The sequence below is a fragment of the Pseudoalteromonas sp. SG41-1 genome, from assembly GCF_014164575.1.
In the GTDB taxonomy this organism is placed as follows: domain Bacteria; phylum Pseudomonadota; class Gammaproteobacteria; order Enterobacterales; family Alteromonadaceae; genus Pseudoalteromonas; species Pseudoalteromonas rhizosphaerae.
On record NZ_JACJFL010000071.1, the window covers coordinates 1 to 15,057 of the forward strand.

At 41.2% G+C, this 15,057-nt stretch carries 10 protein-coding genes; 9 read left to right on the top strand and 1 reads right to left on the bottom strand.

Annotated features, from left to right (window positions below):
- Window positions 1-354: 354 nt before the first annotated feature.
- The 8 genes from secA (at window position 355) to H5203_RS21445 (ending at window position 13,552) form a co-directional block, all read left to right on the top strand.
- Window positions 355-3,063 carry a preprotein translocase subunit SecA gene (gene secA / locus H5203_RS21410; protein ID WP_182732376.1) on the top strand — a complete coding sequence of 903 codons (2,709 nt, stop codon included), beginning with the start codon at window positions 355-357 and terminating at the stop codon, window positions 3,061-3,063.
- Between the two features lie 540 nt (window positions 3,064-3,603).
- Window positions 3,604-3,999 (top strand): 8-oxo-dGTP diphosphatase MutT, encoded by a 396-nt coding sequence (gene mutT / locus H5203_RS21415; protein ID WP_149980579.1) that lies wholly within the window; start codon window positions 3,604-3,606, stop codon window positions 3,997-3,999.
- Window positions 4,000-4,550: 551 nt separating this feature from the next.
- Window positions 4,551-5,006: an REP-associated tyrosine transposase gene (locus H5203_RS21420; RefSeq protein WP_182820268.1), complete on the top strand. Its 456-nt coding sequence runs from the start codon at window positions 4,551-4,553 to the stop codon at window positions 5,004-5,006.
- Between the two features lie 556 nt (window positions 5,007-5,562).
- Window positions 5,563-7,110 carry a PAS domain-containing methyl-accepting chemotaxis protein gene (locus tag H5203_RS21425; RefSeq protein ID WP_182820269.1) on the top strand — a complete coding sequence of 516 codons (1,548 nt, stop codon included), beginning with the start codon at window positions 5,563-5,565 and terminating at the stop codon, window positions 7,108-7,110.
- A gap of 237 nt (window positions 7,111-7,347) precedes the next feature.
- A complete protein-coding gene (locus H5203_RS21430; RefSeq protein WP_182820270.1) occupies window positions 7,348-9,417 on the top strand; it encodes a M13 family metallopeptidase in 2,070 nt (689 codons plus the stop codon).
- Window positions 9,418-9,912: 495 nt separating this feature from the next.
- A complete protein-coding gene (locus H5203_RS21435; protein ID WP_182735736.1) occupies window positions 9,913-10,788 on the top strand; it encodes an NTP transferase domain-containing protein in 876 nt (291 codons plus the stop codon).
- Window positions 10,789-10,837: 49 nt separating this feature from the next.
- Window positions 10,838-11,911 (top strand): phosphotransferase enzyme family protein, encoded by a 1,074-nt coding sequence (locus H5203_RS21440; RefSeq protein WP_145237130.1) that lies wholly within the window; start codon window positions 10,838-10,840, stop codon window positions 11,909-11,911.
- 270 nt (window positions 11,912-12,181) lie between these two features.
- Window positions 12,182-13,552, top strand: a complete 1,371-nt coding sequence (locus tag H5203_RS21445) for a Gfo/Idh/MocA family protein (protein WP_182762695.1) — start codon at window positions 12,182-12,184, stop codon at window positions 13,550-13,552.
- Window positions 13,553-14,320: 768 nt separating this feature from the next.
- Here the strand turns inward: H5203_RS21445 and yjgA are convergent.
- Window positions 14,321-14,848 (bottom strand): ribosome biogenesis factor YjgA, encoded by a 528-nt coding sequence (gene yjgA / locus H5203_RS21450; RefSeq protein WP_182732384.1) that lies wholly within the window; start codon window positions 14,846-14,848, stop codon window positions 14,321-14,323.
- A gap of 11 nt (window positions 14,849-14,859) precedes the next feature.
- Here yjgA and H5203_RS23050 point away from each other — a divergent pair, with 11 nt between their 5' ends.
- Complete coding sequence (locus H5203_RS23050; protein WP_259398338.1) at window positions 14,860-14,994, top strand: hypothetical protein; 135 nt, start codon at window positions 14,860-14,862, stop codon at window positions 14,992-14,994.
- Window positions 14,995-15,057: the final 63 nt, after the last annotated feature.

A 15,057-nucleotide genomic window follows, 5' to 3' on the forward strand; every position in this document is an offset into this window, starting at 1 on the left:
CCTAGAACCTAGAACCTAGAACCTAGAACCTAGAACCTAAGTTCTTATACTCCCCTTGATTTTCTTTTATCCACCTCCATATCTTCATAGTTAATATAATTTTATAGTCTTAATTAAAGTTATGTTTACGGCTTATTTTAAATTTTCTTGCAGAAAACTGATATCTTAACTACGCGATGGTTTGATGTTTCGCAGAGTCTGGTATAGTAGCGCACGTATTGAACGCTGTATTTCACAACGTTTCTCGAAATTGCTAATTAATATGTGCTCGTGTGAGTAATCTATTAATTAGTAATTATAAAAATGGGTTAGCTGATACTCGGCTAGCAAAGAACACATTGTAACGGTTTTATCATGATATCTAATTTATTTACCAAGATTTTTGGTAGTCGCAATGACCGCACTATTAAAAATTTAAGAAAGACGGTCGCGCTGATCAACGCGCTTGAAACGCAACTTGAAGCGCTTTCAGACGAAGATTTAAAAGCCAAAACAGCAGAGTTTAGAGAGCGTTACGATAACGGACAAAGTCTTGATGACATTCTACCAGAAGCATTTGCTGTGGTACGTGAAGCATCAAAACGTGTAAATGGTATGCGTCACTTTGACGTGCAGTTGCTAGGTGGTATGGTTTTACACCAAGGCCGCATCGCAGAAATGCGTACTGGTGAGGGTAAAACCCTTACCGCAAGTTTACCAGCATACTTACGTGGTATAACGGGTAAAGGTGTTCACGTAATTACCGTGAATGACTACCTTGCCAAGCGCGATGCTGAAACTAACCGCCCATTATTTGAATTTTTAGGTTTAACTGTTGGCTGTAACGTACCGGGTATGATGCCGCAACAGAAAAAAGAAGCCTACGCCGCTGATATTACCTACGGTACCAATAACGAATTTGGTTTTGATTACCTGCGTGACAATATGGCGTTTAGCATTAACGAACGCGTGCAACGTCCACTTTACTATGCGGTAGTCGATGAAGTTGACTCGATCTTAATTGATGAAGCCCGTACTCCACTGATCATCTCAGGTCCTGCTGAAGATAGCTCGCAGTTATATGCTGAAATCAATACCATAGTTCCGCTTCTTGAGTTACAAGAGAAAGAAGACGAAGAAGGTATTGAAGGCGATGGTGATTTCACTATTGATGAAAAAGCCAAGCAAGTTCATTTAACTGAACGTGGTCAAATTAAAGTTGAAGAATTACTGATTGAACGTGGTTTGATAGCTGAGGGCGACTCGCTTTATTCTGCTGCGAGTATTACCCTGCTTAGCCATATTTATGCGGCGTTACGTGCCCATAAGCTGTATCAAAAAGACATTGATTACGTTGTAAAAGAAAACGAAGTAATCATAGTTGATGAACACACTGGCCGTACAATGGAAGGGCGTCGTTGGTCTGAAGGTTTACATCAAGCTGTTGAAGCAAAAGAAAATGTAAAAATTCAAAACGAAAACCAAACGTTAGCGTCAATTACATTCCAAAACTACTTCCGTATTTACGATACCCTTGCAGGTATGACCGGTACTGCCGACACTGAAGCATTTGAGTTTCAGTCAATCTATGGTCTAGATACTGTTGTTATGCCAACTAATAAGCCGATGATCCGTGAAGATCGCGCTGATTTAGTTTACTTAACGCAAGAAGAAAAATACGAAGCCATTCTAATCGATATTAAAGATTGCCAAGAGCGCGGCCAGCCAGTATTGGTAGGTACGATTTCAATCGAAAGTTCTGAATATTTATCGCAATTTTTACGTAAAGAAAAAATCAAGCACAACGTACTTAATGCTAAATTCCATGCCCAAGAAGCAGACATCGTTGCCGATGCTGGTTTACCAGGCACAGTAACAATCGCAACTAACATGGCCGGTCGTGGTACTGATATCGTGTTAGGCGGTAACTGGAATAGCGAAGTTGAAAAACTTGAAAACCCAACTGATGAGCAAATTAAAGCGATTAAAGAAGCATGGCAAATTCGCCATGATGCAGTAATTGCTGCTGGTGGTTTACATATCATTGGTACTGAGCGTCACGAATCACGCCGTATCGATAACCAGTTACGTGGTCGTTCTGGCCGTCAAGGTGACGCCGGTTCAAGCCGTTTTTATCTATCGATGGATGACGCATTAATGCGTATCTTCGCTGGTGAACGTATGACTAATATGATGCGTAAACTAGGTATGCAACGTGGCGAAGCGATTGAGCATCCATGGGTTAACCGTGCCATTGAAAACGCGCAACGTAAAGTTGAAGCACGTAACTTTGATGTGCGTAAACAGTTGCTAGAATACGATGATGTAGCAAACGACCAACGTCGTGTTGTTTACTCACAACGTAATGAGTTGCTTGAAGAAGGCGATATTTCAGAGACGATCACGGTTATTCGTGGCGACGTATTGGGCAACACTATTGACCAATATATTGCACCACAAAGTTTAGCTGAAATGTGGGATATTCCGGGCCTTGAAGAGCGCTTAAAACAAGACTTCTTAATTGAGTTACCGATTACACAATGGTTAGCTGACGATAACAAACTTTACGAAGAAAAGTTACGTGAGCGTATTGAAGAGTCAGTAGAGCAAGCTTATAAACAGAAAGAGCAACAAGTTGGCGATTCTGTACTTCGTCAGTTTGAAAAAGCAATCATGCTACAAAGCTTGGATCAACATTGGAAAGATCACCTTGCTGCGATGGATCACCTTCGCCAAGGTATTCATTTACGTGGCTACGCGCAAAAGAATCCTAAGCAAGAGTACAAGCGTGAGTCGTTTGAGTTGTTCTCTGAAATGCTTGAGAACCTGAAAATTGATGTAGTTAGTATTTTAAGTAAAGTACAAGTACGTGCTGAAGAAGATGTTGAAAAAATTGAAGAGCAACACCGCCAAAGTGAAAATGCTCCTCGCGAATATCAACATGAAGAGGTTGAGCACGTAGGCGGCGAAGCACCAAAAGGTGCGGTCGTAACATCACGCGCAGAGCCAAAAGTTGGCCGCAACGAACCTTGCCCGTGTGGCTCGGGTCAAAAGTTCAAACAGTGTTGTGGTAAGTTAAAATAACCAAATGTTATAATTAACAATTAAAAAGCGACGCCTGCGTCGCTTTTTTTGTTTGTAAGGTTAAATATCAGGCGAGTGGCTTGCCACCGTGATATTCAATATTGTATCGGAGTTTGTGCGTCAGCAAGCTTAACGCCTACGGTGTTAAATTGTATTCTGGTGTTTAATCACTTGTAGGCGAGTGGCTTGCCACCGCGATATTCAATATTGTTTCGGTTTTTGTGCGTCAGCAAGCTTAACGCCTGCGGTGTTAAATTGTATTCAGGTGTTTAATTACGTGTAGGCGAGTGGCTTGCCACCGCGATATTCAATATTGTTTCGGTTTTTGTGCGTCAGCAAGCTTAACGCCTGCGGTGTTAAATTGTATTCTGGTGTTAAATCACTTGTAGGCGAGTGGCTTGCCACCGCGATATTCAATATTGTTTCGGTGCTTTTGCGTCAGCAAGCTTAACGCCTACGGGTGTTGCATTTTACTCTGGTGTTTAATTAATTGCTTGTAAGCGCGGCTTTATGCCGCGCGGTTTTAATTAAGGTATTACGATGAATAAGAAAATTGTGCATGTAGCGGTGGGGGTTATCAAAGCAGATAACACACTATTTATCTGTAAGCGCCCTGACGATAAACACCAAGGTGGTTTGTGGGAGTTTCCGGGCGGCAAAGTAGAAGCTGGCGAAACCGTATTCGAAGCACTAAAGCGCGAGCTTCAAGAAGAAGTAGGTTTAACAATTAATAGTTCAAGCGAGCTGATGGTTATTGAGCATGATTATGGCGATAAATGTGTAAAACTCGACGTGCATTTAGTTACTGATTTTAGCGGCCAAGCCCATGGCGCAGAAGGTCAGCAAAGTGCATGGGTCGCGATTGATAAGTTAGACGATTACAATTTTCCTGCCGCCAACGTAGAGATTATCGAAAAAATAAAAGTGGATGTTTAAATTTACCTAGGCGAGTGGCTTGCCACCGCGATATTCAATATTGTTTCGGTGTTTATGCGTCAGCAAGCTTAACGCCTATGGTGTTAAAGTTTACTTTGATGTGTAGTTTATTACTTGTAGGCGAGTGGCTTGCCACCGCGTTTCAAAATGTGGTGTGGTGTTTGTGCGTCAGCAAGCTTAACGCCTACGGGTGTTGCATTTTACTCTGGTGTCTAATTAATTACTTGTAGGCGAGTGGCTTGCCACCGCGTTTCAAAATGTGGTGTTTTGCGTCAGCAAGCTTAACGCCTACGGTGTTAAATTTTACTCTGATGTTTAATTAATTACTTGTAGGCGAGTGGCTTGCCACCGCGTTTTAAATGTGGTGTGGTGTTTATGCGTCAGCAAGCTCAACGCCTACGGTGTTAAGGTTTATCTCGGTGTTAAATCACTTATAGGCGAGTGGCTTGCCACCGCGTTTTAAAATTCCGTGTTTATTAAGAAAGCTCAATCTTTACTGGAGGGATCTCGATTAATTGCTATATTTACTTGTAGTTAATTGAGGGAAAGTAATGGTTGATACCAGTAAGCGGACTAAAGGGCGATGCTCGATAATTAATCATTATTACTCAGTTACAATTTGTACTGAAAATAGAATGCAGCTTTTTTGTGATTTTGATAGTAGCTGTTTAATTATGAGGGAGTTACATTTTTTTTCGCATTCGGGAAACCTTAAGACAATTTGTTTTTCATTAATGCCTGACCACTTGCATTGGCTATTTCAGCTTAGAAATACTGATGATTTATCCAAAGTTATTGGTCAATTTAAAAGTATTACTACGATTAAATTGAACCGTTATTTACTTTCTAGCGGAAAGATTTGGCAAGCTAACTTTTATGATCACAAGCTTAGATCTGATGAAGATTTACTTAACCAAGCTAGATATATAGTTACAAACCCGCTCAGGGCTGGCTTGGTTAAAAGTGTGGGTGATTATCCATTTTGGAATTGTGTATATTTAAACTAATCACAGTACATCTAATCTACTCTTTCGTAATATGCCACCGCGTTTTAAATGTGGTGTTTTGCGTCAGCAAGCTCGACGCCTACGGGGGTTAAATTTTACTCTGATATTTAATTAATTACTTGTAGGCGAGTGGCTTGCCACCGCGTTTTTAAAATGTAGCTCGGTGTTTGTGCGTCAGCAAGCTTAACGCCTACGGGAGTTAAGTTGTACTTTGATGTTAAATTTATTACTTGTAGGCGGGTGGTTTGCCACCGCGATATTCAATATTGTTTCGGTGTTTATGCGTCAGCAAGCTTAACGCCTACGGGTGTTAAATTGTACTTTGGTGTTTAATTAATTACTTGTAGGCGAGTGACCTGCCATCGCGTTTTAAAATGTGTTGTGGTGTTTTGCGTCAGCAAGCTTAACGCCTACGGTGTTAAATTTTACTCTGGTGTTTAATTAATTGCTTGTAGGCGAGTGGCTTGCCACCGCGAAAAGAGTTGTTTTTTTAGATAATTTGGTGTGCTGTGCTTTTTAGACTATATTTTAAGCGAGGATAATTTTAGGAATAAGCATGCGCGAGAACCTTCCTGTCACGAAGACTGAAAGAACATTTCCAGATGATTCGAAGCTCATTTCTGTAACAGACTTAAAAGGTCAAATTGTTGATTGTAATGATGAGTTTGTAGCCATTAGTGGTTTTACTAAAGAGCAATTAATAGGTCAGCCCCACAATATTATTCGTCATCCAGATATGCCCTCTCTTGCTTATAAAGTTATGTGGGAGCATTTAAAAGCTGGGAAGTCTTGGATGGGCTTAGTTAAAAATCGTTGTAAAAATGGTGATTTTTATTGGGTTGATGCTTATATAACTCCTGTGACTGAGGGTGGTAAGGTCACGGGTTATGAGTCGGTGCGTTCTTGTCCTAGCAGAACTGATGTTAAGCGGACAGAGGCGCTATATAAAAACATAGTAAAGAATAGCAAACAGCTAAGTTTGCCGATTGCGGTGGAAAATATCGCTTTGATTATTGTCACTATTGCATCAGTGTTGTTATTTACTATGGGTTGGCAAAGTCCGGCATTATTGCTTTTTATTGCTGCTATTTTAGGTTATGCAATATGGGGACTAGTAGCCAAAAAACGTATGGTTAATGCACTTTATGAAATGTTATCAGGGGCATTTTCTCATTCACTGGCGGTTAGCAGTTACACTGATGACACGGGGGAGTTGGGTCATTTAAAAGTGGCAATTAAAAGTCAACAAGCACACTTAGGAGCTGTGATCACACGGATTGAGAATGAGTCAAAAAGAGTGTCGCAGCAGTCAGATATTGGTGAACGCTTAACCAAGACCATGCTTGATAAAATTGAGCAACAGCAAAATGAAACCATGCAAGCTGCGGCGGCAATGAATCAAATGGCCACCACGATTGCTGATGTGGCAAAGCATGTTACTGATACCGCATCACATGCCGATATTGCAAACGAATTGACTATTAAAGGCGGTCAAATTGCGAATGCCACACAGCAAGCTATTGAACAGCTCCGCGATACTGTTCTTGAAATCAGCGAATCCGTACAGCGAGTTTCTGAGCAAACCAAAAATATTGCCGAAGCTGCGCAAATAATCGAACAAATTGCTGAACAAACCAATTTATTAGCACTCAATGCCGCCATTGAAGCTGCGCGTGCTGGTGAGCAAGGGCGTGGCTTCGCAGTGGTAGCCGATGAAGTTCGTAATTTAGCTAAACGTACTCAAGATTCCACTAAAGATATTTATGACATAGTGAATGAATTAACAACACGGGCTACAAGAGCTGTCGATGTTGCAGAAAAAGGTGGTAAAAATGCCCAGCATGGTCTCAATCAAGTGCTGCAAAGTAGCGAAATGCTTCAAGGTGTATCTGAAGCTGTAGGTGAAATTGCGAGTATGTCGACCCAAATGGCGACTGCTGTTGAACAACAGTCACATGTTGCTGAGGACGTGAATCAGCAAATTCTTCGCATTTCAGAGTTAGCTAATTACAGCTTTACTGATGCAAAAGATACCGCTGAGGCTATTTCATTATTAAAAACAGTATCGGAGGCGCTGCACGAGCTAGTGGTAAGGTTTAAATAATCAGCCTGAGCTTCGGATAATAAATTAATACGTTTGTAAGTTTTTTAATCCAATCTTAGATAATCAATGACGGCTAAAGCAGTGTGATAGATAACCGTATTAGAGTTTTGATACGAATTGTTACATATTCGATTTTATTGTTGCTCCGATGAGGTTTATGATGGGATCAGCGAGCAGCTTATTATTAAGCTGCTTAAACGGTTTGTATTATCAACAATAATGATTTACGGGATTCCTATGAAAAAAATATCGCTCACTGCAGCAAGTATTGCACTTGCGCTGGGCCTAGTTGGCTGTGGTGAACAACAAGATGTTAAAGCGCCAGAAAGCAATGCTGTTAGTGAAGTGAAAACAGCTCTTAATTCAGGTATTGAATTGGCAAATATAGATAAGTCGGTCCGTGCACAGGATGATTTTTATTATCACGTTAATGGTCAATGGTTGGCGACGACTGAGATCCCTGGCGATAAATCAAATTACGGTTCATTCTCACAATTGTATGACGACTCTCAAGCCGCAATGAAAACAGTGCTTGAACAAGCGGCTGCTAATACAGCTGCTAAAGCCGGAACTGATGAATATAAGCTAGGTGCGTTCTTTAAGAGTTACATGAATGAAGCCAAGCGTGATGAATTAGGTATAACACCGCTAAATGGTCCGTTAACTGCTATTGATGGTGTTAAAAATAAGTCTGATTTAGTCGCACTTATGGCGAAAATACGTATTCAAGGTGGCGCGGTGCCATTTGGTTGGTATGTAAATAATGATGCCAAGAACTCGAGTGAAAATGCATTATATGCGTATCAATCAGGCCTTGGCTTACCGGATCGTGATTATTATTTAAAAGATGACGAAAAGTTCACTAAAATTCGTGCCGCATACCAAGTTTACATTGCTGACGTTCTAAAACGCGCTGGTGTAGAAAAAGCCGATGAAGCTGCTAAAGCAATTATTGCACTTGAAACCAGTATTGCTGATGCACAGTGGACGCGTGTTGAAAGTCGTGATGCTACAAAGTCTTATAACAAAATGAGCGTGAGTGATGCAAGTCAGCTAACAGGTGAGTTTGACCTTGCTGAATACTTCAAAGCGTCTGGTGTAAACGTACAAGATATTATCGTCAGTCAGCCTAGCTACTTTGAAAAATTTGCTGATATTTATAAAACGACAGATCTTGAAACGTGGCAACAATACCTTAAATTTCATTTAGTAAGTAACTATGCAGGTATATTAGATAAAGATCTGGTTGATTTAAACTTTAACTTTTACAGCACCACATTGCGCGGCGTAAAAGAGCAAACTCCGCTTTGGAAACAAGCCGTGGATGCATCAAATGAAGTGTTAGGTGAAATTTTAGGAAAAGTGTACGTTAAAGACAATTTCCCGCCAGAAGCAAAAGCGCGCATGGAAGAGTTAGTTGATAACGTGATCAAAGGCTATGGCGTTGCAATTGAAAATCTTGAGTGGATGAGCCCAGAAACCAAGCTTGCTGCAAAAGAAAAACTAGATAAGTTTACCCCAAAAATTGGCTACCCTGATAACTGGAAAGACTATTCACAGTTAAGCATTAATGCGGATGATTTAGTTGGTAACTATATTCGCCATAGTGAATGGGCTTATGCTGATATGATTGACAAGCTAGGCAAGCCAGTGGATCGTTCTGAATGGCACATGACACCACAAACAGTAAATGCTTACTATAACCCGGTGAATAACGAAATTGTATTTCCTGCGGCAATTTTACAACCACCATTTTTTAACCTTGAAGCTGATGATGCGGTTAACTACGGTGCAATTGGTGCGGTAATTGGTCACGAGTTAGGTCATGGTTTTGATGACCAAGGTGCTAAGTATGATGGTGATGGTAATTTACGTGATTGGTGGAGCGAGTCAGACCTTAAACAGTTTGAAGAGCGCACTGGTCAGTTAGTTGCACAGTATAACGAGTATCAACCATTTGCAGATGCCAGCGTTAATGGTCAATTGACCTTAGGTGAGAATATTGGCGATTTAGGTGGCCTAACGGTTGCTTTCACTGCTTATCAGTTATCGCTAGGTGGCGATAAAGCGCCAGTGATTGATGGTTATACCGGTGATCAGCGCTTCTTTATGGGCTGGTCGCAAATTTGGCGTCGTAAATACCGTGACGAAGAGCTACGTAACCGCCTAATGACAGATCCGCATTCACCAAGCCATTACCGCGTGATCGGTATCTTGTCGAATATGCCTGAGTTTTATCAAGCATTTGACGTTAAAGAAGGCGACAAAATGTATATCAAACCAGCTGATCGCGTAAAAATTTGGTAATTAGTTTTTATTAGTTTGATTATTAAACGGTGGCTTAGGCCGCCGTTTTTGTTTTGAGGGGGAGTAAAAGGTTAAAGAGAAAGGGGCTAGGTGCTAGGGAAGTGACTAGGAGCGCGTTGCTCGAAGCCCATGGCATTTACCCTCATTGTCTTCTCTTTGTGCGTCAGCAAGCTCAACGCCTACGGTGTTAAATTTTACTTTGATGTTTAATTAATTACCTGTAGGCGAGTGGCTTGCCACCGCGTTTCAAAATGTGATGTGGTGTTTATGCGTCAGCAAGCTTAACGCCTACGGTGTTAAAGTTTACTTTGATGTTTAATTAATTACTTGTAGGCGAGTGGCTTGCCACCGCGAAAGGTTAAAAAAGGTACTGGATGCTAGGGAAGTGACTAGGTGCTAGGCTAGAATCTATCCCCTAAAACCTAGCTCCGATAGCTAGATCTGGCGGTTGAAACTGGTAAACTCAGCTTTATTAAACGTTAAAGCTGATTAAAAATGAAAAAACATCATCTAAGTTTAGTCGTCCTCGCGGGTGGCTTGGGTACTCGCTTTGGTGGCAATAAACAAATCGCTGAGATTGCTGGGTTGGGTTGTACCATTATGGAGTTGAGTATTGCTGATGCTGTTGCCGCAGGAGTAACTCAGGTTGTATTAGTGATCAATCAGGCTGTGCGCAGCGAGATTGAGCAAGTGATTTTACCGCGCTTACCAACGGGGATTGATGTTGTGTTGGTTGAACAACACATTGATTTAGTGCCAGAGCAATTCCAATTACTAGCACAACAGCGAAGTAAGCCTTGGGGCACCGGGCATGCTTTATTATGCGCTAAAGATCATGTTCATAACCCCGCGATCGTCATCACAGCCGATGATTATTATGGCGCGTCGTCATTTTTATTACTCGCTGAACATTTTAAAAACCTGACTAGTTGGGCTATGGTGGGTTACCCAATTATTGATACTTTGTCAGATCAAGGAGGGGTGAATAGAGGCGTATGCCAAGTTAAAAATAACCAATTAATTGATGTTGTTGAGTATTTAAATATTCAGCACGAGAACGGTCAAATAATGGGTGACAATCCGCAGGGGCTCCGTGAGAAAATTGCCGTGGATGCGTTGGCATCAATGAGTTTTTGGGCAATTACGCCAACATTTTTTGACCGCCTAGAAGCAGGCTTTGACGAGTTTCTGCAAAAGTATGACAACGGTGTCAGAATGGAGTATTATTTACCCGATCAAGTTCAACAAGCGATCACATCTAATCAACAAATAGTTACCATATATACCGCAAAAGAGTCGTGGTATGGAGTGACTTATAAATCAGAATTACAGGATGTTACAGGTAAATTATATGAATTACGTCACGGATGAACTAGCCCCGATCTTGCCTTTTCCAGGGCACAACAATAGCGAAGTAAGTATGAAGTCAAATTCCATTGCGGTTTACTTGTCTGAGAGTTTTGGTCTTGGTAGTGAAAAAATCAGCATGAAGCCAATTGGTAGTGGTCACATAAATAGCACTATGCTATTAACTGCACCAAAAAAATCATTAGTAGTGCAAAAACTAAATACCGAGGTTTTTCCTGAACCAGATATGTTAGTTAAAAATGCTCGTTTAATTGAACGTCATTTAACTAAAAAACGTCAATTAGGCGAGTATGATTTAGCAATCATCCGCCATGTTCCTACAGTTGAAAATAACTATTTAGTTGATTGTGATAACGGTGTTTGGCGCGCACTCGAATTTATTGGCGGCAGTTATAGTGAAGATGTAGTTTTAAATACTTCACAAGCGCAAACTGCAGCCAATGCATTTGGTCAATTTGCTGTTGCTTTAGAAGATTTTGATGCCAAGCAACTACATCATGTTATTCCTGATTTTCATAATTTAGCGATGCGCGCTGAAAAGCTCAAAGCTGTGATTGCAAAAGATCCACAGCAGCGCTTAGCCAGCTGCCAAGCTGACGTTGATTTTTGTTTCGCGCAATTTGGCTTAATTGATGAGCTTAAAGCATTGACGGGCATTGTACCGGTTCGACCATGTCATAATGATACTAAAATTAATAATATGCTGTTTTGTAATACATCAAATGATGCCAAAGCAGTGATTGATTTAGACACCTGTATGCCTGGTTATTGGTTGTATGATTTTGGTGATATGGTGCGTACTTTTTGCTCTCCTGAACAAGAAGATTCAACGGATTTAGCTAATGTATGTGTGCGTGAAGAGATTTTTGCAGCGGTAGTCAAAGGTTATGTAGAGCCTTTGAAAGACTTGATTACCGAACAAGAAAAACAAAGCTTTTGGTTAGGCACCAAAGTAATGACCTTTATGATTGGCCTACGTTTTTTAACTGATTACATTGACGGTGATCATTATTTTTCAATCAAGCATGCTAACCATAACTTAGAACGTGCGCAAAATCAGTTTGCTTTATATCGTGATATTCTCGCAAAAAAAACCACGCTTAAAGCTATTTTAAGAGATGTGTGATAAAGGTTAAAGGTGCTAGGAAGATAAAGGTACTAGGGAAGTTACTAGGGCCTAGAGTCTATAACCTAGTACCTATGTTTTAAAGCGTAGGCGCGGCTTATAAAATTCATGGCTAAAGCCATTTCCTACATCGTCGATTGAGATTGGTTAAATACCAAGGGTTAAGGTTAATTCTAACTCCTTCTTTTCCTATGCTATCCATCCCCATCTGCTTTACCTCCCAAGCTGTTTTAGGTAAGTTAAAACTAGATTAGTTCTAGGATAATAATAATGAAGCAGTTTAATCGTCGAGATTTTTTAAAAGCCGCGAGTGCTACGGCAGCGGCTAGTGTGATTTCAGGATGTGCCACGGGTACTCAAAGTGGCGTTATTACTCCCCCAGCGCAAGGGCGCTCTGTAATTGGCCTTGTCGCGCCAAAAATGGATGTAGTACGGGTTGGGTTTATAGGCTTAGGGCAGCGTGGTTTTGGCCACGTAAAGCGTATGAGTCATATTGCTGGTACAGAAATTAAAGCAATATGTGATACCCATGACGAAGTATTACAGCGTTCAGCTAACTACCTCACTGACAAAGGGTTGGCTAAGCCTGCACTTTATACTGGCGCCGATAATGCCTATCAAGCAATGCTTAATCGCGATGATATTGATATTGTGATTATTTCTACGCCATGGTCGTGGCATGCACCGATGGCAATCGATACCATGAATAGTGGCAAGCATGCTTTTGTTGAAGTGCCATTAGCATTGACGGTTGAAGAAATGTGGCAACTAGTTGATACCGCTGAGCGCACGCAAAAGAACTGTATGATGATGGAAAATGTCAACTATGGTCGTGATGAGTTAATGGTATTGAATATGGTTCGCCAAGGCGTGTTTGGTGAGCTGCTACATGGTGAGGCGGCGTATATTCATGAATTACGTTGGCAAATGAAAGAAGTGGAGCATAAAACTGGTTCTTGGCGTACCGCTTGGCATGCAAAACGAAACGGTAATTTGTATCCAACGCACGGTTTAGGCCCTGTGTCACAATATATGAATATTAATCGCGGCGATCGGTTTGATTTTTTAACCTCGATGAGTTCACCTGCACTGGGCCGTAGCGCCTATGCAAAGAAAGAATTTCCAGCCGATCATCAACGTAATCAGCTTAATTATATTGCTGGCGATATGAATACCACGCTTATCAAAACAGTAAAAGGGCGCAGTATTATGGTTCAACATGATACCACTACGCCACGCCCGTACTCGCGCCATAATTTAATTCAAGGCACTAACGGTGTGTTTGCTGGTTTTCCAAATCGTATTGCGCTGGAAGATGGTGGTTCGAAGAGCTTCCATGAGTGGGATTATGAAATGGCTGATTGGTATAAAAAATACGACCACCCACTGTGGACTAAAATGGGCGAAGAGGCAGAGCGTAACGGCGGCCATGGCGGCATGGACTTCTTAATGTTTTGGCGGATGATTTATTGTTTACGCAATGGCGAGGCGCTTGATCAAGATGTTTACGACGGCGCTGCTTGGTCTGTTATATCACCGCTGTCAGCACAATCAGTTAGTAATCGTAGTGCGTCAATTGATATTCCAGATTTTACCCGCGGGGCGTGGCAAAGTGCCAAACCGCTAGGAATAGTTGGTTAAATGCTAAGAGCTGAGCGAGGCAAACTCGCGCATATTGTGTTTGCGTCAGCAAGCTTAACGCCTACGGGTGTTAAAGTTTTAAATTTACTTTGATGTTTAATTAATTACCTGTAGGCGAGTGGCTTGCCACCGCGTTTTGAAATGTGGAGTGGTGTTGGTGCGTCAGCAAGCTCAACGCCTACGGTGTTAAGGTTTATCTTGGTGTTAAATTTACTTTGATGTTTAATTAATTACCTGTAGGCGAGTGGCTTGCCACCGCGTTTTTAAATGTGGCGTGGTATTTGTGCGTCAGCAAGCTCAACGCCTACGGTGTTAAATTTTACTTTGATGCTTAATTAATTACTTGTAGGCGAGTGGCTTGCCACCGCGTTTTAAAATGTGGAGTGGTGTTTTTGCGTCAGCAAGCTTAAGCCTACGGTGTTAAATTTTACTCTGGCGTGTAATTAATTACTTGTAGGCGAGTGGCTTGCCACCGCGTTTTAAATGTGGAGTGGTGTTGGTGCGTCAGCAAGCTCAACGCCTTCGGTGTTAAGGTTTATCTCAGTGTTAAATTTTACTTTGATGTGTAATTTATTACTTGTAGGCGAGTGGCTTGCCACCGCATTTTAAATGTGGCGTGGTGTTTGTGCGTCAGCAAGCTTAACGCCTACGGTGTTTTAATTTGCTGCGAGGGAGGCTCTACTGCTTACTAAACGGTAACTGCCTATAAATAGCGGGTGTTTATACCCAGACTGAATATAGGCAATTTATTACTACATTACATGTAGCTTATCGCATGATGCTTTCTTTAAGGTACTGAAATAGCTCTTTATAGCCTTTAGCTGGCTTTTCAATTTTTACTTCTTTTGCCGCATTACGCACCAATTGACGTAACTTTTGACGATCAATACTCGGGTATTGCTCAATGGTTTGATTGACTAAATCATCACCTTGGGCAATTAAATCATCGCGTAATTGCTCAATCTTTTTAATCATCACTTCGGCTTGATTATTTTTATTCAGCATAATGTCGATAATAGCGTTGATCTCTTCGATATTCTCAACGGTACGTAAAGTTTTTGCGATGTAATTTAAGTGACGACGATATGCATCACTTTTGTTACTGATTTTGTCTGCAACAACCATTGCCGCTTTTAAATCGTCATTTAAGGGTAAGCGCTCGCGCTGTTTTTTCCCCATTTTGGCAATTTCAGCACCTAACTGATGAAACTCTTGCGCTTCGCGCTTTAGCTCACTTTTTGATATATAGATAATTTCTTCTTCAATTTCAGCAGGCTTGCCTTTTTTCTTCGCCATGGGGTACTCATATGATAACGTTAACTGCAGTCATTATACCCAAACCACCTCAAGATGCGAGCGTCGTTGGAGTTAAAAGCGATTTAGGCAAGGCATTGATTGCAAGTAATAGTGGTTCTATTGTTAAAATCAATAACGCAGTATAAATCGCTTTTAAACCAACCCGTTGGGCGTTTCACAGGCACTTACTCTCATCGTTGTTACTTCTT

Excerpts from the sequence above, each read along its gene's own strand:
- H5203_RS21430 (WP_182820270.1), top strand. The coding sequence starts at position 7,348 with ATGAAAAAAATATCGCTCACTGCAGCAAGTATTGCACTTGCGCTGGGC.
- H5203_RS23050 (WP_259398338.1), top strand. The coding sequence starts at position 14,860 with ATGATAACGTTAACTGCAGTCATTATACCCAAACCACCTCAAGATGCG.
- yjgA (WP_182732384.1), bottom strand. The coding sequence starts at position 14,848 with ATGGCGAAGAAAAAAGGCAAGCCTGCTGAAATTGAAGAAGAAATTATC.
- H5203_RS21445 (WP_182762695.1), top strand. The coding sequence starts at position 12,182 with ATGAAGCAGTTTAATCGTCGAGATTTTTTAAAAGCCGCGAGTGCTACG.
- H5203_RS21435 (WP_182735736.1), top strand. The coding sequence starts at position 9,913 with ATGAAAAAACATCATCTAAGTTTAGTCGTCCTCGCGGGTGGCTTGGGT.
- mutT (WP_149980579.1), top strand. The coding sequence starts at position 3,604 with ATGAATAAGAAAATTGTGCATGTAGCGGTGGGGGTTATCAAAGCAGAT.
- H5203_RS21425 (WP_182820269.1), top strand. The coding sequence starts at position 5,563 with ATGCGCGAGAACCTTCCTGTCACGAAGACTGAAAGAACATTTCCAGAT.
- H5203_RS21440 (WP_145237130.1), top strand. The coding sequence starts at position 10,838 with ATGAAGTCAAATTCCATTGCGGTTTACTTGTCTGAGAGTTTTGGTCTT.
- H5203_RS21420 (WP_182820268.1), top strand. The coding sequence starts at position 4,551 with ATGGTTGATACCAGTAAGCGGACTAAAGGGCGATGCTCGATAATTAAT.
- secA (WP_182732376.1), top strand. The coding sequence starts at position 355 with ATGATATCTAATTTATTTACCAAGATTTTTGGTAGTCGCAATGACCGC.